Origin of the sequence: Clostridium sp. E02 (assembly GCF_003833015.1) — a bacterium.
GTDB lineage: Bacteria > Bacillota > Clostridia > Lachnospirales > Lachnospiraceae > Lacrimispora.
In genome coordinates, this window is the sequence record NZ_RJLQ01000001.1 from 251069 (window position 1) to 270878 (window position 19810).

At 32.9% G+C, this 19810-nt stretch carries 14 protein-coding genes and 1 pseudogene; 13 read left to right on the plus strand and 2 right to left on the minus strand.

Annotated features, from left to right (window positions below; all coding sequences use genetic code 11):
- Window positions 1–59: 59 nt before the first annotated feature.
- The 4 genes from dgt (at window position 60) to EFT72_RS01195 (ending at window position 7811) form a co-directional block, all read left to right on the plus strand.
- Window positions 60–1544: a dGTP triphosphohydrolase gene (gene dgt / locus EFT72_RS01180; RefSeq protein ID WP_164473031.1), complete on the plus strand. Its 1485-nt coding sequence runs from the start codon at window positions 60–62 to the stop codon at window positions 1542–1544.
- A 13-nt stretch (window positions 1545–1557) separates the two neighbouring features.
- Window positions 1558–2952, plus strand: coding sequence for a hypothetical protein (locus tag EFT72_RS01185; protein WP_124064991.1), 1395 nt, complete (start codon window positions 1558–1560; stop codon window positions 2950–2952).
- Between the two features lie 125 nt (window positions 2953–3077).
- Window positions 3078–4757 (plus strand): DNA methyltransferase, encoded by a 1680-nt coding sequence (locus EFT72_RS01190; protein ID WP_164473032.1) that lies wholly within the window; start codon window positions 3078–3080, stop codon window positions 4755–4757.
- Between the two features lie 126 nt (window positions 4758–4883).
- Window positions 4884–7811 carry a UvrD-helicase domain-containing protein gene (locus EFT72_RS01195; protein WP_124064993.1) on the plus strand — a complete coding sequence of 976 codons (2928 nt, stop codon included), beginning with the start codon at window positions 4884–4886 and terminating at the stop codon, window positions 7809–7811.
- A gap of 463 nt (window positions 7812–8274) precedes the next feature.
- Here the strand turns inward: EFT72_RS01195 and EFT72_RS01200 are convergent, their stop codons facing one another.
- Window positions 8275–9474, minus strand: coding sequence for an IS256 family transposase (locus EFT72_RS01200; RefSeq protein ID WP_124064994.1), 1200 nt, complete (start codon window positions 9472–9474; stop codon window positions 8275–8277).
- Between the two features lie 430 nt (window positions 9475–9904).
- On the opposite strand from EFT72_RS01200, the gene EFT72_RS19090 reads away from it, so the two are divergent.
- From EFT72_RS19090 to EFT72_RS01240, 9 genes and pseudogenes are all read left to right on the plus strand, one after another.
- Window positions 9905–10054, plus strand: a complete 150-nt coding sequence (locus EFT72_RS19090) for a hypothetical protein (protein WP_164473033.1) — start codon at window positions 9905–9907, stop codon at window positions 10052–10054.
- Between the two features lie 92 nt (window positions 10055–10146).
- Window positions 10147–10332: pseudogene (locus EFT72_RS01205) on the plus strand (helix-turn-helix domain-containing protein).
- 68 nt (window positions 10333–10400) lie between these two features.
- Window positions 10401–11876: a class I SAM-dependent DNA methyltransferase gene (locus tag EFT72_RS01210; RefSeq protein ID WP_124064995.1), complete on the plus strand. Its 1476-nt coding sequence runs from the start codon at window positions 10401–10403 to the stop codon at window positions 11874–11876.
- 8 nt (window positions 11877–11884) lie between these two features.
- On the plus strand, window positions 11885–12955 hold the full coding sequence (locus EFT72_RS01215; protein WP_164473034.1) for a restriction endonuclease subunit S: 1071 nt from the start codon (window positions 11885–11887) through the stop codon (window positions 12953–12955).
- Window positions 12956–13146: 191 nt separating this feature from the next.
- Window positions 13147–13347 carry a hypothetical protein gene (locus EFT72_RS01220; RefSeq protein ID WP_124064997.1) on the plus strand — a complete coding sequence of 67 codons (201 nt, stop codon included), beginning with the start codon at window positions 13147–13149 and terminating at the stop codon, window positions 13345–13347.
- A gap of 60 nt (window positions 13348–13407) precedes the next feature.
- Window positions 13408–14298: a DUF4238 domain-containing protein gene (locus tag EFT72_RS01225; RefSeq protein ID WP_124064998.1), complete on the plus strand. Its 891-nt coding sequence runs from the start codon at window positions 13408–13410 to the stop codon at window positions 14296–14298.
- Window positions 14299–14353: 55 nt separating this feature from the next.
- Window positions 14354–17722 carry a DEAD/DEAH box helicase family protein gene (locus EFT72_RS01230; protein WP_124064999.1) on the plus strand — a complete coding sequence of 1123 codons (3369 nt, stop codon included), beginning with the start codon at window positions 14354–14356 and terminating at the stop codon, window positions 17720–17722.
- A gap of 46 nt (window positions 17723–17768) precedes the next feature.
- Complete coding sequence (locus tag EFT72_RS01235; protein ID WP_243109910.1) at window positions 17769–18683, plus strand: restriction endonuclease; 915 nt, start codon at window positions 17769–17771, stop codon at window positions 18681–18683.
- 97 nt (window positions 18684–18780) lie between these two features.
- On the plus strand, window positions 18781–18981 hold the full coding sequence (locus EFT72_RS01240; RefSeq protein WP_124065000.1) for a hypothetical protein: 201 nt from the start codon (window positions 18781–18783) through the stop codon (window positions 18979–18981).
- A 478-nt stretch (window positions 18982–19459) separates the two neighbouring features.
- Here EFT72_RS01240 and EFT72_RS01245 read toward each other — a convergent pair whose 3' ends face one another.
- The gene (locus EFT72_RS01245) at window positions 19460–19729 is read right to left on the minus strand and encodes an IS3 family transposase (RefSeq protein ID WP_124065001.1); all 270 of its coding nucleotides are present in this window, start codon (window positions 19727–19729) and stop codon (window positions 19460–19462) included.
- Between the last annotated feature and the right edge of the window lie 81 nt (window positions 19730–19810).

Consider the following 19810-nt stretch of genomic DNA (forward strand, 5'->3'; position numbering starts at 1 on the left):
GGTATCATCGCAGAAAATTCTATTATTAAACTAAATTATTATAAAGGGGAATGAATATAATGGAAGAGAAGAAAGTTGAAAGTGAATTTCCATATAAATGTAAAACATTAGAAGAAATTTTTAACTCATCTATTAAAGAATATGGATTTAAGCATAAAATAGAAGAAAGCGAACAAGAAAAAAAACTAGAAGAAACTTACAGAACAAAAATACGGCGCCAACGAGATAAAATACTTTACACAGGTGGGTTTCGTAGATTACAAGATAAAACCCAGGTGATGTCAGTTACATTGACTGGTGATCATAGAACAAGACTAACACATACACTTGAAGTTGAACAGATTGCTTTGAGTGTGTCAGATGCATTAGGACTGAATAGAGATTTGGTTTCGGCAATAGCGTTGGGGCATGACGTTGGGCATACACCATTTGGACATGCGGCGGAAAGAGCACTAGATGAAAAGTTGGAAAATAATGGAGGCTTTCATCATCCTATACAAAGTGCTAAATATTTATGGGAAAAGTATGGCGATAATCTTGTAAATGAAATTTATGAAGGTATTTTGGAACATGATTCAGATATGTTTACTATTGATGCGAATAAGGCAAAAGAGCAACTTAAGTATAGTGTGTATTGCCCAAAAGATGGTAAACCGAAGGATTGTAGTCACTTTCTTTCTTTATTAAAGAAGGTTCCAAGCACCTTGGAAGCACAAGTGGTTGTGTGGGCGGATAAAATTGCTTATATTACACATGATTTAGAAGACTTTTTACATTCTCCAATTTATACGTCAGTTATAAAAGCTGAAAAAAGTAATGCTCGTGGTACTGAGAATCATAAAAATACAGAAGAGATATTATGTGGTTTATTAAGTAAATTAATTAACAAGAAAATTGAAAAGATTGATACATTTGAATCCAGAGATTTAATTCGAAAAATTACAACAAACCTAATAGAAACAAGTGCTCAAAATATTAAGGGTATTAGTGGGTTAACCCAAGAAAAAGTTCAAGTGGAAACAAATAGTAGATTAGAGAAAATAAAAGAAAATCCTGAAAATATAAGTGATAAAAAGAACTTTTTAAATAGTTTGATAATTAATTTTGAAAATGCTTTTAGAGAAAATTACTATCTATTAAGAGACCTTTTGGATGAAGAGTACATTTTTAGTTCTCAAGTTCAGCGTAGTGATGCTAAAGCAGATAAGATTATTTCTTATTTATATGATGAGTTCATACATAATTATAAGTTAACGCCCTTAGAAATTCGTATGAAAATTGATAATGAAATAAAACAAATGGCAACAAAAATGCTGGAAAGCAAAGGAGTTGCTGCAGATGATATTGATAATATCATTTCGAAAAAAATGAAAGATATGGAAAAAGAGATGCAGGAAACGATAGATACATTTGATGATTATAAAAAGAAAAAATCGGAAATTATTGCAAGAGATGTTGCATCTTATATTTCTACAATGTCAGATACATATGCAGAAAATATGTTTTGCAACTTAAATGCAAGTAAAGATAACTATAGTTTATAGAAACGAGGAAAATATGTCTGTTTTTTTAAAAGATGATAAGTTAGCGCACATATATGAAATGGGATTAGGGAATATAGCACAATATATAAGCATAGATCCTGATGGTAAAATAAAACATATTCAAATTAGCAATTTTTTTGAAAAGACTGATGATTTGAAAGAATTAGTCACGGTTTTAATTAAATCCTCACGTTCAGGAGCTGTCAATATAAGAAGTTTTAGTCCTACTATTATGAAAGGTAATAAACTAGTTTATAACAAAAAAATTGGTGATATAGAAGACATCATATCTCAAGTTAAGATAAACTGTATGGAGGGTAAGCACTCTATTATTAATGAAAATATTGATATCAATGATGGTGGTGTTTCGGGTGTAGTTCTTGGAGATATCATTGAGTTTTCACCAAAAGATACTCCTAAGTGTGTTGATAAAGAAGGGGTATGTTTGCTAGAAAAAAAACTTGGATATCATTTATTAAAAACAGTATATGGTTTTCAACCAGAGATGAAATTTGGTGATGAGTATCGTGTTGAATTCAGTATTCATCCTAACAGAGAAGGTGTAAATCAGACACATACGATAGTTTGGGAATATGAGTTATTTGAAAAGACAAAACATAGTTTCAAAATAACTTGGCCAAATAATTTTTCAAGATTTATAGGAGATAAAACTTTTGGATTGATTGTTGCAGATTACTTGGGATTGAATGTCCCTTTTACTACAGTAATTGCTCGTGAAGTTGCTCCATTTACATTTGGGACAAAAACAGGACTGTATGAAAAGTGGATTAGAACATGTCCAATTGTAAAAGAATCTGGAAAGTATTATACAGGTAGCCAATGGACAGATCCATATATTTTAATGCAATCTGAAGAATTAAAGGGAGAAAATCCTATAAATATTGCTGCTATTTTAAGTCAAGATGCTGTGGATGCTAAGTATTCAGGAGGAGCAATAATATCAGAATTTGAAGAAAACGATATTATTGAAGGAGTTCAAGGCACTGGTGATGATTTTATGTTAGGTCAAGCATTTAACAATATATTGCCAGATAATGTAAAAGATAAAGTGAAGAATGTAATTAGAATTCTTAGAACTCACAATAATTTAATTGGGAATGTTTCGATTGAATGGGTATATGATGGAAATGAAATTTGGATTGTTCAATTGAATCAACTAAAAAATCTTAGTAATGGAAATATTATAGTCCAGGGAAATCCTACACATTATAAACAGTTTTATGTTGAAAAAGGATTAGAGTTATTACGTGATATTATTAAGTCTTTGGAAAATGAAAATGTTGGAATAGAATTAGTTGGCAATGTTGGAATAACTAGTCATTTTGGTGATTTGTTGAGACAGGCTAATATACCATCAAGAATTGTGTGTAAGAGTAATGATGATTAATTTTATATGATTGCTAGAAATGTATATAGTCATATGAAGAATAGATACACAGATTATTTTTTTATGGATTAGTTTAGTATAATTTATTCAATATAAAGTAGACGGATATGAATGGAGGAGTGCGTATGAGTTCTACTGCAGAGCAATTAAGTGTAGTATGGGAAGATTTAAATCTGGACTACGAAGGAGAAAATAAGTATGCATCCTTTTTTTCATCTAATGGAAATATGCATACATATCCTGCAAAGGCTGTACCAGAAATGGTCAGTGAATTAATAAAAAAAGTACAATCGATATATCCAGTGAAAAGGATTTTAGATCCTTTTGTAGGAAGCGGAACCACTGCTTTGGAAGCAAAGTACCTAGGTTTGGATTTTTGGGGATCTGATTTGAATCCGTTAGCGGTTTTATTAACAAAAACAAAATCGCTAACAATCGAAAATACAAATTATACAAAAAAAAGGATATTAGATTTTTTAAAACAATTAAATTTAGAGTATGCTGATACTAAATTGGTACCTATAGTGAGGTTTGAAGGTATAGATTTTTGGTTTAAAGAAAAAAATATTAAAGAACTTGAATATATAAAGCATAAAATTGATACTTTTATAAAAAACTCAAACAAGACAAAAAGAGAAATGTATGCATTGATTTTACTGACTGCTTATAGCTCAACTGTACGTAAAGTATCACTTACTAGAAATGGTGAATTTAAGCTATATAGAATGTCTCCAAATGATATTGAAAAATTCTCAATTAGTGCAATTGAGACATATGATGAATCAGTAAAAAATCTGTTGAATATGTTGGTTGTTGCTAATGATAGTTATAAAAATAATACAATTTGCAATGTGTTTGTTAAAAATGCAAAGAATTTGGATTATTTAGAGGATAAATCAATAGATTTGGTTATTACTTCTCCACCATACGGAGACTCGAAAACAACTGTTGCATATGGTGAGTTTTCAAAACTATCTGTTCTTTGGATGAAAGACTTAATGGAAAAATATACAGGGATTGTTTCGTCAACAGCAAATTGTGATGAAATTCTATTAGGAGGCAGAAAATCCGAATGGGAAATAAATGATAAATTGTTTTTATCTTCAGATAATTTAACTAATTTATTGGACGAAATAGATTATCAAATTACGATTAGTAAAAACGACTTGTTGAATGCACTACACGCTTTAGATGAAATAAAATTGTTAATTGAAAAAAAACAGTGGGTTTCTGAAGAACTTTTGTCTGGTAATAAGTTATTATATCAATTAGTATGCGAAAGAATAAGATTAGATATATATAGAAAAGTTAATTCAAATATCTCTGGGTTATCAGATAAGAAAATAAAAAAAATAGCAAAAGAGAATATGGCTAGTTATATGAATGAATTATGTAATCCTATGTCTAGAAAATACAGTAGGAGACAATATGCTTTAAAAGAAAAATTAGTGGGTGTAGATGAAGCAATTCATCGTAAAATGAAGTCTATTGAAAAGAGAAAAAATGATGTTATTGTTTTTTTGAAAGATTTATATAAGGTAGTTATTGAGACGGATAGAGTATTGTGTGATGGTGGGTATCAAGTTTGGATTGTTGGGCATAGAACAGTTATGGGTAAAATCGTTATCAATATGGAAGGGATAATCAATGATTGGTTTCAAAATATGAATTATCATTGTGAAGCATCGCTCAATAGAAAATACTCGTTTAAGCGAATGCCCTTTCATATAAATTCAACAATTGAGAGATGTGAAGAAATTCAAACGATGATGAATGAATATATACTTGTAGTAAAAAAGAATTAAAGAATTATGATAATATAAAATGTCCAAATACAAGTTATTTGGACATTTTTGCAAAATTATGATTTGTCCTTGAGAATGAACGAAAAAAAAGATAGGATAAAATAATAAAAATGAGGAGGTGTTATTTTGCAAGTTGATGGGAAAAAATTATTGGATTACAGGAGAGAAAACGGATTTTCAAGAGAGGATATTGCAGAAAAATTAGGTATTACTTCAAAAACGGTTCAAAGAATTGAAAATGGTGAATCTACGAAAGAAGCTACAATTATATCAATTAAAGATATATTAGGTGTAGATATTGAAGTGAGAGATGAGTTTACTTATGATCAAATTAAAGCAATAAACTCTCAAAGCAAACATTTGAAAGTATTGGCAGGAGCTGGTGCAGGAAAAACAAGAGTTGCTGAAGAAGTAATTGCTAAAAGAATGCAAGAAGGATATCTACCTAGTGAATTAGTTGTATGTACATTTACAGAAAAAGCTGCAGCAGAGTTAAAAATTCGTACACAGAATCGTCTTAAAGAGAAGGGGATTGAAATTGGTTCTGCTGATATGGTTATTGGTACTATTCATGGGATTTGTATAAGACTGCTACAAGATTATGCGGACAAGTATAATGACTATACTGTTTTAGACACAATGAAAAATATTCATTTCATTAATAGATATTTTAATCAAATTGAGGTTGGATCTATAGAGAAATTAGGTTCAAGCACAAATGAAAGAAATAAGTATATGCTTAAATATATGGATACAAATCGATTTCAATCGATTTGTAGTTTGGTTTTTGAAAATCAAACTAACTATATGCTTTTGCCAGAAGCTTTAAAAACGGCGATAAGTAATTATGAAAATTTATTAAAGGAAAAACATTATTTCGATTTTTCTACAATACAACATGAATTCTTAAAAATGTTAAGATATAATGTTGAGTTTAGAATGAAAACAAAAGAAGCGATTAAGTTTCTTATTATAGATGAATATCAAGATGTAAATTATTTGCAAGCTGAAATTGTTAAAGAATTTATTAAGCTTGGTGTTCGAACAATGGTTATTGGAGATGCGGATCAAGCGATTTATCAGTTTAGAGGTAGTAACTATACTTTTATAAAAAACTTCGAAAGTGATATTGATGATGTTGAAGTCGTTAAACTAGAAGATAATTTTAGATCAACAACAGGAATTATTGAAATAGCCGAACAATCGATAGGAAGAAATACTACTAGAGAAGATAAAAAGATGATAAGCCGCAATGGAAAATATGAAAAAGGGGATATAGTTTATAAAGAGTTTGTTGCTCCAGAAGAGGAGGCAGAATTTATAGCAGATAGAGTAGAAGAACTAATAAAAATGGGAATGCCTTCTAATGAAATCGCGATTTTGTTTAGAAAGAAAAAATACATACCACTAATTGCGGATACTCTTGAAAAAAGAAATATTCCTATTGATGTTGAAAATATGTCTAGTTTAATGTCTACAATTGAAATAAAGGGGATAACTAGCGTATTTAGTTACCTAGCGGGTAAATTATCGAAAGAGGGATTGCGCCGTGAATGGGAGTTTATTAATAAATATACAGAAAAAGAAAATATTGATAGAGCAATAGCAGCGCTAGAAGAGTTTGTACCGAATAAATGGTTGCAGAAAAATTCTAAAAAAATGAACCAAGAATATCTTCTGCAGGAAATATATCAAAAGTTTATCTCCGATCTTAAAATATTGGGATACTCAGAAGAAAATGTACGATATGAGAGAATGATGTTTAATTTTGGAAAGTTCTCGCAGTTAATCAATGATTTCGAAGTAGTAAATTTTGATTACTCACCAGATATTAAAGTGTATTCATTTACATCATTTTTAGAAAATACAGAAGATGAATATCCAGAAGGATATTTAGATGATGCATTTAAAAAAGAGCAAGGTGTTCAATTAATGACTATACACAAGAGTAAAGGGTTGCAGTTTTCGGCGGTTTTTATTCCATGCATGTGTAAAAATATTTTCCCTTCAGGAGGAAAAGGAGGAAGGAATGAATGGCATTTCCTCCCAGAGGAAGCTATTGGTAATTCAGATATAATTAGAGCAAAAGGTGATCGAGCAATTGAAGATGAGAGAAGGATCTTTTATGTTGCAGTAACAAGAAGTAGAAAATTTCTATTTTTAACAAGGGCAGATTATGGAACAAATAGAACTAATCGTGTATCTGAGTTTTTGAATGAGGTAAGATCAGCAAGTGGATATATTTATGAATATGATGAAAAACTATGTGATTTTTATAATAGAGAAACTTGGAAACCTTATGGGAAAGAAGATGTTGTATTTTCTATAGATTTCACAAATTTATCCCAGTTTTTTAATTGCCAATATGGATTTAGATTATCTCAAATATATGGATTTGTTAATCCAATAAATCTGAGAATGGGGTATGGTGCTTCTATACATAATATGGCAAAAGAAGTTAACAAATATGTATTAAACAATAAGACTGAGATTATTCCTGATGAAGTTATGGATCATATTAAAAAAGGTTTTTACCTTCCGTATATAGGTCATGCTAATGGTACATATGAATTAATGCGTAATAAAGCAGAGGCATGTATTGAAAAGTTTAGAACAGAAAATTCAAAACTTTTTAGCGAAGTTGAATATGTAGAAAAATATTTTGAAGTTGCATTTAGAAAAGATATTTTGGTGACGGGACGTATAGATCTGATTCGAAGAAAAAGCATTGAGGGAAAATGGGAAGTAATAATTGTTGATTATAAAACAGGAGAAAAGAAACCTTCAGAATTAGAGCAGCGATTACAACTTGAGATATATGCCCTGGGATATAGAAATCTAACTGGTCAAGATGCAGATACATTGGAGATTGTTGATATCGAAGGGAATGAGGTAATATCTTCAAGAGCAGTTCTGCCAGATAATCTTGAGCAAACGGCAGAACAAATAAGAGAAGCTTGTGATGAAATTCTTGAAAACAATAATGTGTTAAGAAGTTGCGACAAGAATAAATGTAAAAATTGTAATCATAAACTTATGTGTTATGATCTTTAGTATCGGTGCGAAATTAAGTATGCAGTGACAATAAAATGACAATACTTTTTACAGAAAACCGAGATAATACAAATAAACAGTACATAAATGAACTGAAAATAGCAAATTAAAGCACTTCAAACACCACAGAACAACTTTGAAATTAGGAGTTTGAATAAAAATTTTGAGCCCGCAAAGCCTTGTAAAATAAGGATTTGTGGGCTCTCTTTATGTCGTTTGGTACTATTTTGGTACTATGCGGACGTCTATTCTATGAATAAGAAAATCTCACTTTTTTGTGCAAAATGATACTGTCAAGACTTTTGCGCAAATTAAATTTTAACTTAACCGCCTTGATTATTTAATACCGGTCCGCTCAGGTAAAGTCAAGAGTGCTTGCACTTGTCTTGCTCTTGACCTTACCTGGGCAGACTGGTACCGTACTTCAGGGCGGTAAGACTGCTTTTCGTTTGGTTCCGGTAAGTTAGCCGGCTATGATTCCCTCTTCTTCAGAGATTACCATTGATTTTAAATGTTCCATGTTTAAATAACGCTTAGATCCCCACTCACTACTTGCTACATGGCGTAGTCTAGCACATACCAGCATTAGGGCTGATTCTCCATCTGGAAAGGTTCCTACAACTTTTGTACGTCGTTTAATTTCCCGATTTAAGCGTTCCAGAGTATTGTTAGTTCTAATTCGTCTCCAATGCTCAGATGGAAAGTTCATGTATGTCAAAGTTTCTTCTATGCTTTCCTCTACTTTATCAGCTGCTTTATTAAGCTTCATTCCTCGAAGCTTTTTTACTACTGAATCCGCTTTTTCTCTGGCAGCGGTTTTATCTTCTTGAGCATGGATTGCTTTTAACATTTTAGCTACATCTTTCACTTTTTGTTTTGGTGTAACAGAAAACACATTTCTATAAAAATGTACCGTGCATCTCTGATATTTTGCTTCAGGAAACACCTGACCAATTGCTTCGACCATACCAAGAGCCTTATCTCCAGTGATTAGCTTAACCCCTGATAAGCCACGGCTTTTGAGCCATACCAAGAAGTTTTTCCAACTTTCAAGATCTTCTTTTAGACCTTCTGTGGCTCCAATGACTTCTCTGTACCCATCTTCTGTAACTCCTATAGCAATAAGAACTGAGACATTTTCATATTCTCCACCCCAGCATCGTTTTAAGAATACACCGTCTACAAAAACGTATGGATAAGTTTTACTCTTGAGCTTACGATTTCTCCAGTTTTCAATGTGTTCATACGCTTTTTTGTTTAAATTACTAATTGTACCAGGAGAGACTTTTGTTCCCCACAGTGCTTGTGTAATATCCTCTACTCTGCGGACGGATACACCAGCAAGATACATTTCAATAAGAGCTTCTTCAACAGATGTTTCACGTCGCTTATAGCGTTCAATAATGGCAGTTTCGAAAGCAACACCTTTTAATTTAGGCATTTTTAGGTTAACGTCACCAGAAGTGGTTGTAAATGTTCGGTCATAATGACCAGCACGGTACCCTTTACGTTCTTCATTACGTGCATAACGTTCTGCATTAACAAGCTGCTCAGCTTCCGCGTCTAGTAATGAATTTAAAGTTTCCTCAACGCTGTTCTTTACTAAATCCTTTAATTGGGTGTGGATTAAATCTTGATTCAATTGTATAATGTTCTCAGACATAGTTTTTATCCTCCTTTGGAAATTTTGTGTGGTAACTTAATTCTACCAAACGATAAAAACTATGTCTATTTGCTTATTTGAATTTGCGCAATCTATTATACGTCATCTGCAAAATCATAGATTTCTTTGTATTCCATTCTAACAAAAAATCATTTACCAATCCATATTCAAAAGTTAAAGCTACAAGTGATCCAGATGCCATGTACTCATTGTCATTGTAGGTCATTTTGACAGCGGCATCCTTTGTCACGGGTTTCATTACATTCAGACTGTGTATTCAGGGAAGTGTTTTCCTCTTCCTTCTCCATCTGAGCTGGAAGAAAGACTTTCTTCTAACCAGAGAGGGGGTGCCTATGCAAATGGAAAGAGAAAATATAGCTCTAATAATAAGGAGCGTAAGGTAACATTCAAATTATCGGAGAACGATTATTTGAAATTGATGGAAGATGCGAAAGAAGCTGGTGTGGACAAGAGCAAATATTTAAGAGCTCTGGTTCAAAGTGGTGGAAAGATTATTTTCACATTTCCGAAAGACAGAACGAATTGTCTTTACGACTATTTCCTATTAAATCATATGTAAGAAGTCGAAATTTGTTGCTAATATGACAATTTAGAGATACAATATTTGTAGTTGTGTAAAAACGGAAAGTTAGACAATTCGGAGGAAAATGTATGTCTGAAACAATGGAAAAATGGTCGAGTTAAGAAGAAACAGCAGAGTTTCTGGGAGTAACAAAAGATACCATAAGAAACTGGATTAAGAAGGCAGATATACCAGCAAATAAAGTGGGCAGGCTATGGAAGTTTAAGTTATCTGAAGTAGATGCCTTGGTAAAAAGTGGTAAGGGTGCACTGTAAGACCGGATTTTGGGACAGGTAATATGAGAAAATTAAGATGACATTACTATATATTGGAGGATACAACGTTGATAACAGGCGTAGTGAGAAATAAAATAGATAAAATATGGACAGACATGTGGGCAGGAGGAGTGACGAATCCTTTGACTGTAATTGAACAGATCACATATCTGATGTTCATTCGTTCTTTGGATGAAAAAGAATTAGAGAATGAAAGTTTTGAAGCACTGGCAGGAGAAAAGATGGAAAAAATCTTTCCACAGGATGAAGATGGTCAATTCATGCGTTGGAGCAGATTCAAAGATAAAGACTCTAGAGAAATATTTGAAATTATTGGACAAAAGGTATTTCCATTTATTAAAAGTTTGAATGGCAATAATGCATCTGCATTCTCTCGATATATGGAAAATGCGATGTTCATGATTCCCACACCACAGATTTTGCAGAAGATCATTACTGGATTGGAAGATTTATACGAGCATGATTTAACGGGGCTTGATATGCAGGGTGATCTATACGAATATATGTTGGATAAACTAGCAACTGCTGGACAAAATGGGCAGTTTCGTACACCAAAGCATATAAGAGAAATGATGGTGCAATTGGTAAATCCAACACCAGATGATACCATCTGTGATCCAGCTTGTGGAACAGCAGGATTCTTAGTATCGGCATCTGAATATATCAGAAAGAACTTTGAAGGAACTATGACAAGTGAGCAATGGGAGCACTTTGATAAAGGAGTATTTTCAGGATTTGATACAGATACGACAATGCTTCGTATATCTGCAATGAATCTCATGCTTCATTCCATTAGTAATCCTGATATTGATTATAAAGATAGTGTATCAAAACAGAATGAAATTATTTCAAAATATACGGTGTGCCTTGCAAATCCACCTTTTGCTGGAACAGTAGATTCAGAGAGTATTAATGACAATCTGAAAGCAATTTGCAATACCAAAAAGACAGAGCTTCTTTTTGTGGCATTATTCCTTAGAATGTTAAAAAAGGGTGGAAGATGTGCGTGTATCGTACCAGATGGAGTGTTATTTGGTAATTCAAAGGCACATAAAGAGTTAAGAAGAGAACTCGTTAAAAATCAGCATTTACAGGCAATTATATCTATGCCTAGTGGAGTATTTAAGCCATATGCAGGAGTATCAACCGCTGTATTGGTATTTACTAAGACAGATGATGGTGGAACGGATAAAGTCTGGTTCTATGATATGAAAGCAGATGGAAAGAGCTTGGACGATAAACGTCAGGATACGGATAAAAATGATATTCCTGATATTCTAGAGCGCTGGAATTACTTAGAACAAGAAACGGACAGATCAAAAACGGAACAATCCTTTTTTGTAACGAAGAAGGAGATTGAGGAAAATGGATATGATCTGTCGATTAATAAGTATAAAGAAGTAGTCTATGATAAAGTAGAGTATGATTCTTCAGAAGTGATTATGGAACGAATTGATAAAATTGATGAAGAAATTGTAGTATTGAAAGCGGAACTAAAAATATTATTAAATTTAGATTTGTAGGGATGAATATGAGAAGAGAATTAGGTAGGCATATAAAAGAATACAAACAACGGAATAAATCGTTACAGTGTAACAAGGTATTTAGCGTTACAAACTCTGAGGGCTTCATCCCATCTACGGAATATTTTTCTAAAGAAGTATTTAGTAAAGATCTATCGGCTTATAAAGTTGTTAAAAAAGGGATGATTGCGTTTAATCCGTCCAGAATTAATGTTGGATCAGTTGCAAATCTGGAAGTAGAGGATGAAGTAGTGATTAGTCCTTTATATACGGTATTTCAGACAGACGAAACATTAAATGCTAAATTTCTGACTTATTTTTTGAAAAGTAATTTGGGAAATCAGCAAATTAGAAGTTTAACTTCAGGAAGTGTTAGAGACACATTAAAGTATTCAGCATTAGAAAAGATTTTGATACCTTCAATAAGTGTTCAAGAACAAAACAATTTGGTAAAACAATTAGATTTATTAACAAAACTGATTGAACTAAGGGAAGAAGAACTTGAGCAGTTGGATAACCTCATCAAATCCCGATTTGTCGAGATGTTTGGAGATCCTCTAAAAAATAATAAGGGATTTGTAACTAAGGAAGGTAAATCTTTATTTAAAATATCTAATGGAAAAGCAGTACCAGATAAAAAGCGATTTGATACTGGAATACCTGCTTACGGTGGTAATGGAATATCTTGGTATACTGATGAAGTGCTTTTTGAAAGTGATACTGTCGTAATAGGCCGTGTTGGATTTCAGAGTGGAAACGTGCATCTTGTTAAGGGACCTTTATGGATTACAGATAACGCTATGTATATTAGTGATTTATATGGCGATGATCTAAATTTAGTATTCCTGAGTGTGATGATGGAACAAATAGATTTTACAAGATATCAAGATGCAGGCGATTTAAAGAAAGTTACTCAAAAACCATTTATAGAGATGAGCTATATTGTGCCACCAATTCCACTGCAAAATGAATATACAAGTTTTATAAATCAAGTCGACAAATTGAAATTTGAAATACAGAAGTCGTTGGATGAAACGCAAGAGTTATTTGATTCATTGATGCAAGAGTATTTCGAATAAAAAAAGAATAGAGATATATAAAAAGTAATCGATAGAAAAAGTTATAAAGAACCAAAATGACTGATGAGTTTGCTTTGAAGAAGATCACATCCCGAGACTCATGATTCATTAAAAAATAAGCATAAAGAGATGGGGAGAAGTATGAAAAAGAGTTATTGGATTACTTGGATTACATAATGGAGTTAACAAAGATGATTCCTAGTTTAGATAAAGAAAATAAAAAATTTTCACATAGTATAAACAAGCATATGGTACACGGGGCATTGGCGATTATTGGTATGGGAATTGTAGTGCTAGGAGGAAAAATACTAGTAAGTGGTCTTGGCGGTGAAGATAATTTTGATGAACTTACAGATGATATAATCAATGTAGACTATGATGATAAAGTATAGCTTAATAATGGTAACGCAAGTAACCTATCCGCTCGTAGCTATCTTTATAGAGGTTATAAGTTGGAAAATAAAATGACGCGTCGGCAACATTATGTACCACAATTTTATTTGCGAAATTTCACAGATGATGCAAACATGTTCTGGATTTATAATCGTTCAAAGAAAAATATCAATAGAAGTAAACCAAAAGATATTTGCCGTGAGGATTATTTGTATGAAACAGAATGGAAAAACGCGAATGAGAAATTAGGCAAGTATGTGATCCCAAATGATATTGAAAAGGCATTTTCCATTCAAGAAACAGAATATTCAAATGTATTAAAACAAATTTTCAAGGTGTGTGATATGCCATGCAATCAAAATGCTCTGATTTGTAGTTCGCAAGAGAAGAGTATTCTATCAAGATATGTTGTAAATATACTACTAAGGAATCCATGGAGTTTAAAACAATATTTGCAAGAAGATTTTCTGGATGATATGCAAGATAATGAAGAACTAGAATCTATCAAAGAAGTTTTAGAATTTCTAGGGTTTGGTGGTTTTGAATCACTTTGCGAAGCAGCAAATAGAAAAGTTATTCTTTATGAAAAATTTAATGGAGGTCTACCAGAAAGCCTGATTGAAGAAGTTGGAAACATGAATTTTTCTGTTCTAGGTACAAAAGGAACAAAATTTATCACATCAAATTTTCCAGTGTTATATGAGACGTTTGATACAGATGAAGGAATCACTAAATTTTTGTGGATATATTCGCCAATTAGTTCAGAGTATGCGTTGATTTATAATGGATACAAAGCGAGCAGAAATTTTAGAAATAGATTAGTTGTTTTAGATGATGAAAAAGTAAAGAAAATGAATAGTTTATACTTAAAGCAGGATAAAGAGCAATCAAACTTTATTATTGCAGAAATTAGAAGTGAACTTGAAATGTTAACAGAGGTATGTGAGTAGCACTAGCTATAAAATGTGCTAAACAAATATATATATAAGTGCGCTGGGAGGATATATGTCAAACTTCGAATTCTTAACATCAAAAACAGAATATGAGCTTTTTGCAGCAGCGTGTGTTGAGGCGGAGAAAGTCTTGACATCCTCACCTGCCATGAGTGCAGTGGGAGCCAGAAAAGCATTGGAACTTGCTGTGAAATGGGTATATTCGGCAGATACCTCAATTTCTATGCCGTACAAAGATAACCTACAATCATTGATTCATGAACCAAGCTTTCGTTTTGCCTTGGCTGGCAAAACGTGGGGCAAGATGCCATTCATCATTAAATTAGGCAATTTGTCTGTACATACGGATAAGAAGGTGTCAAAAAGTGACGCTGTTTTATCGTTACAAGGTTTGTTTGAATTTGTTGAATGGATTGATTACTGTTACGGAAATGATTATCAGGAACGTAGCTTTGATGAAAAACTTATTCCAAGTGAAAAAGTCGCTGTTGATGTATCAAAAATCAAAGAGCAGGAGAGTTTACTTTCTGAAAAGGAAAGTGAAATAAAAGCTTTAAGAGAGAAAATTGAAGCGATATCTGCTATCTATACAGCGGAAAAGGGACAGCATAAAGAGGAAAGAACTTTTACTGCGAAAGATTTAACGGAATTTAAGACGAGAAAAAGATACATCGATGTAGATTTGAAATTGTTAGGTTGGGATTTTGACCATGATATAAAAGAAGAATTTGAAGTACAAAATATGGATGGAAAATCAGGTCAGATGGGATATGCTGATTATGTTTTGTTTGGAAAAGACGGGCTTCCTTTGGCTATTATTGAAGCAAAGAGGACAAGCAAAGACCCTAATATCGGAAGGCAGCAGGTTTTACTTTATGCCAAGTCTTTAGAAGAGCGTTATGGACGCCGTCCTATGATGTTTACCACGAATGGGTTTGAAACCTATTTCTGGGATGATGAAAGCTATCCACAGAGAAAAGTCAGCAGTATTTTTTCCAAAAATGATTTGCAGAAGTTGATGAATCGGAGACAAGAGAGAAAAGATTTATCAACCATTCGCATTGATGATAAGATTACGGATCGCTATTACCAAAAAGAAGCGATCAGAGCAGTATGTGACAGTTTGGTGCAGGGGCATAGAAAAAATCTTCTCGTGATGGCAACTGGTACAGGTAAGACAAGAACCGCTTCCAGCCTAACGGACGTTTTGTCAAGAGGTGGCTATGTTACCAATGTTTTATTTCTTGCAGACAGAACGGCATTAGTAAAACAGGCAAAAGATGATTTTAAAAATTACCTTCCAGATATGAGCCTTTGCAATTTGCTGTCTAATAAGGATGATAAGAATGCAAGAATCATTTTTTCTACCTATCCAACCATGTTAAATGCAATTGATTTTGAAAAGACAGAGGATGGACAGCGATTATTTTCGCCATCTCATTTTGACTTGATCATTGTAGATGAAGCACACAGAAGTATCTTTAAGAAATATCGTACGATTTTTGAATACTTTGATTCCATTGTTGTAGGATTAACTGCAACGCCAAATACAGATGTCGATAGAAATACTTATGATTTTTTTGAAATGGAACATGGGGTTCCGACCTATGCCTATGACTATGAAACTGCCGTAAATCATGATCATGTACTGGTGCCATACTTTAACATTGAAACCTCAACGAAATTCTTGGAGGAAGGAATTTCCTACGAAGAGTTGGATGAAAAAGATAAAGAACGTTACGAAGATGATTTCGCAGATGATGAGGGAAATATGCCAGAATTTGTGCCTTCGCCAACCATGAATAAATTCGTATTTAATGAAAAAACAGTGGATTTAGTGTTACAGGATTTGATGGAAAATGGAATCAAGGTTGAGGGCGGAGATCGAATTGGAAAAACAATCATCTTTGCCCAGAACAAAACTCATGCTGAATTTATTTTAGAACGATTCAATAAACTATATCCAAAGCTGAAAGGTGGATTTGCAAAGCGCATTACTTGCGAAGACACCTATGCCCAGTCTGTCATTGATGAATTCAAGATTGCGAATAAGCCACCATATATTTCAGTTTCTGTTGATATGATGGATACCGGTATTGATGTACCGGAAGTAGTTAATCTTGTATTCTTTAAGAAAGTGCGCTCAAAGACAAAGTTCTGGCAAATGATAGGACGTGGTACCAGACTGTGCAAAGAACAGACATTTGTTGACAGACAGGATGGAGAATATACAGATAAAAAGAGATTTTATATCTTTGATTACTGTGGAAACTTTGAGTATTTCCGTGAAAATAAAGAAGGTATTGAAGGAAAAGATACAGAAAGTTTGAGTGAAAAGATTTTTAGCAAAAGAGTCCGATTGATAAAAAATCTTCAATCAGTAGATTCCTTAGGAACGGAATATCAGAACTGGAGAAGTGAGCTTGTGAGTACGGTGTTACAGCAAGTACAAGGACTTAACAAAGAACTGGTGGCTGTACACATGCAACTTCGTCATGTGGAAAAATTTGAAAAGATAGAAGCATTTACCTGTATCTCTGAACAGGATTATCACGATTTGTCTCGACACGTAGCTCCATTGGCAACGATGGATGATAAGGATGAGTATGCAAAGCGATTTGATAATCTGATGTATGGTTTGATGATTGCCCAGATGGAGATGTTGCCGGGATTTAAGAAAGCAAAAAATCAGGTGTGCACATTGATGGGAGCATTAGAACAAAAAGCGATTATTCCTAAGATTAAAGAAAAACTTTCTTTAATTCAGATGGTAACAACAGATGAGTTCTGGGCTTCTGGTGATATTTTGCTTTTTGAAAAGATTCGAGTGGAATTGAGAGATTTGATTAAACTTACAGTGGATGAGGGCACTGGTAAACGTCCAATCATGACAAGTCTTGCAGATCCGATTCTATCTCGAAAAGAAGGTGTTATATTAGATGCAGCATATGATTTTGAAGATTACCGATTAAAAGTGAATCGATACATAGAACAGCATAAAGATCACATTGCGATCTGGAAACTTCGCAATAATGTAAAACTGGAATTAGGGGACTATCAAGCTCTTGAAAATATTTTTACGAAAGAACTTGGCGATGAAGAAGATTACAAAAGAGAATTCGGAGATACACCATTTGGTCTTCTAATCCGTAAGATTGCAAAGCTTGAGCATGAAGCTGCAATGAAAGCATTCTCTAAGTTTATTAATGATGAATCACTGAACCAGCAGCATATCGTGTTTGTAAAAAAGATTGTGGATTATGTGGAGCAGAACGGATACATAGAGAATATAACGGAACTGATGAAGCCGCCGTTTGATAAGCCAATGAGCTTTGTGAAGCTGTTTGATAGTAAAAGGCAGGCTGAGATTGTGAAGTTAGTGAATGAGATTAAGGAAAATGCTGTGGAAGTGGCAGGGTAGAAATAAATAATATATAACAGAACAAAATGTTGGGGGAGGTATTTAAATGGGTATTTGGTTATTTAGAGCTGGAAAAAGCGGAGAATATGAAGAAAAATTTCTATCAGAAGGTAGAGTATATTTAACTTGGAATGATTTTAAAATAAATTTGATGGAATATAAAGAAAAATCAAGCCTTTTTAATAAATTAGAAGTAATATACGCAGGTGAAAAAGAAAGTACATTAAAAAACTGGTTGTCACAGATTTATCCAATCGCATATCGTATGGAAAAAGGCGATTGGGTTATTTTGCCTAGTAAAAGAACAAGTACTATTCATATCGGTGAGGTAAAGGGAGATTATACATATGATGAAAGTTTGGGCTCTCCTTATTATCACTATAGAAGTATAGAGTGGTTTGCAAAAGATATACCAAGGAATAATTTTGATCAAGATATTTTATATTCTCTTGGTGCATTTATGACTGTTTGTAAAATTACAAGAAATGATGCTGAAAAGCGAATTAAAGAAATGGCAAAGAATAATTGGCAAGTTCAAGCAGGAAAATTATCCATATTTACGGATGCTGATGATACGGATATAATTTCTAATTCAAATCTTCAAGATGCTATCTATGATTCCGTATCAAAATTTATAATACAAAAATTTAAAGGTTATAAAATGGAACAGCTAATAAAAGAGTTATTAAAGGCTAAAGGATTTTCAGTATATCATAGTAAACAAGGTGCAGATGGAGGAGTTGATTTGTTTGCTTCGGGAGGAGTATTGGGATTTGGTAATCTCAAAATATGCGTTCAGGTAAAGACACAAGATACACCGGTTGATAGACCGACATTGGATCAATTAGGAGGAGTGATGAATAATGTTAATGCCGATTATGGTTTATTGATATCTTGGAATGGGTTCAAAGATAGTGTTGCAAGAGAAGAAGCAAAACAATTTTTTAAAATTCGTTTGTAGGACTCTGAGGATGTTATAAGTGAATTGTTTGAAAATTATGAAAATTTAAGCGCAACTATACGTGCAGAAATACAGCTAAAACATATATGGATGTTGAGTGAAGAAGAGCAATAATGAAAGTGTAGCGGATTATTGGACAGAGCTGAAAAAGAAAATATCCGTTGGGTTTACCTCCGTATTTGCTCAATTACCAAAGACTATAAAAGAAGAGTATAAAATTATTAAAATAGGAGATTTCCTACGTAATGATATTTATATCAATTGGAAATGTAGAGATAATGCAAGAATTAAAGAATGAACTTAATCTTTAAATTTCATATGTAGCCGATAAAATAATAAATACTTCGTTGGATTGTTTTGGACCAGAAAATACAATTGTGCGAGATGAAGAAAATGATAATAATTTTAAATTGATGCTTGCAGGGCAGGACTTCTTAGGATTTGATCGTAAAAATTTAAATCTGAGCACAGGGGAACAAAATTTTATTTTAATTGGCATTTGAATTAACCAATGTCACATTATTTTTAGATTAGAAAAGACTGGCTTAATATGTATAGAAAAAGAATGAGATATACGAAAAAGTACAAAGAACTTTGCGAGTTTGAATAGAGAACAAAGCCATAAGAATGGCGTATTTACGCAGTTCTTGGGGCTTTGTTTGTATGGCAGTCTTTTAATAAACCACCTGGAGATACTGAACCGATCCCTGTCAAGTAGACAGGATAAATAATTAAAAATGTATAAGATGATGCGACCGCCTAGCTGGTCGCATTTCTTATGCGGTTTGTTTGTGCTTCCTTGTTTCTAATTCTGCCTTATAGGCTTGTATACGTTTATTTTCAGGTATAGGATATTGCATAGGTTGATCAGATTTTAAGGCAGCATTCCTAACTTCCATTGGTGTTAAATTATTAAAGCGTTCTTGATATCTGCCATTGTTATAGTAATATATAAATTCTTCTATTGCATGGCAAAGTTCCTTTTCGTCGCTAAATTTAGGATGACGTATAATAGATTGCGCAAATTCAAATAAGCAAATAGACATAGTTTTTATCGTTTGGTAGAATTAAGTTACCACAACAAAATTTCCAAAGGAGGATAAAAACTATGTCTGAGAACATTATAC

Coding starts and splice junctions, on each gene's coding strand:
- dgt (WP_164473031.1), top strand. CDS start 60: ATGGAAGAGAAGAAAGTTGAAAGTGAATTTCCATATAAATGTAAAACA.
- EFT72_RS01185 (WP_124064991.1), top strand. CDS start 1,558: ATGTCTGTTTTTTTAAAAGATGATAAGTTAGCGCACATATATGAAATG.
- EFT72_RS01190 (WP_164473032.1), top strand. CDS start 3,078: ATGAGTTCTACTGCAGAGCAATTAAGTGTAGTATGGGAAGATTTAAAT.
- EFT72_RS01200 (WP_124064994.1), bottom strand. CDS start 9,474: ATGTCTGAGAACATTATACAATTGAATCAAGATTTAATCCACACCCAA.
- EFT72_RS01215 (WP_164473034.1), top strand. CDS start 11,885: ATGAGAAGAGAATTAGGTAGGCATATAAAAGAATACAAACAACGGAAT.
- EFT72_RS01220 (WP_124064997.1), top strand. CDS start 13,147: ATGATTCCTAGTTTAGATAAAGAAAATAAAAAATTTTCACATAGTATA.
- EFT72_RS01230 (WP_124064999.1), top strand. CDS start 14,354: ATGTCAAACTTCGAATTCTTAACATCAAAAACAGAATATGAGCTTTTT.
- EFT72_RS01235 (WP_243109910.1), top strand. CDS start 17,769: ATGGGTATTTGGTTATTTAGAGCTGGAAAAAGCGGAGAATATGAAGAA.
- EFT72_RS01245 (WP_124065001.1), bottom strand. CDS start 19,729: ATGTCTATTTGCTTATTTGAATTTGCGCAATCTATTATACGTCATCCT.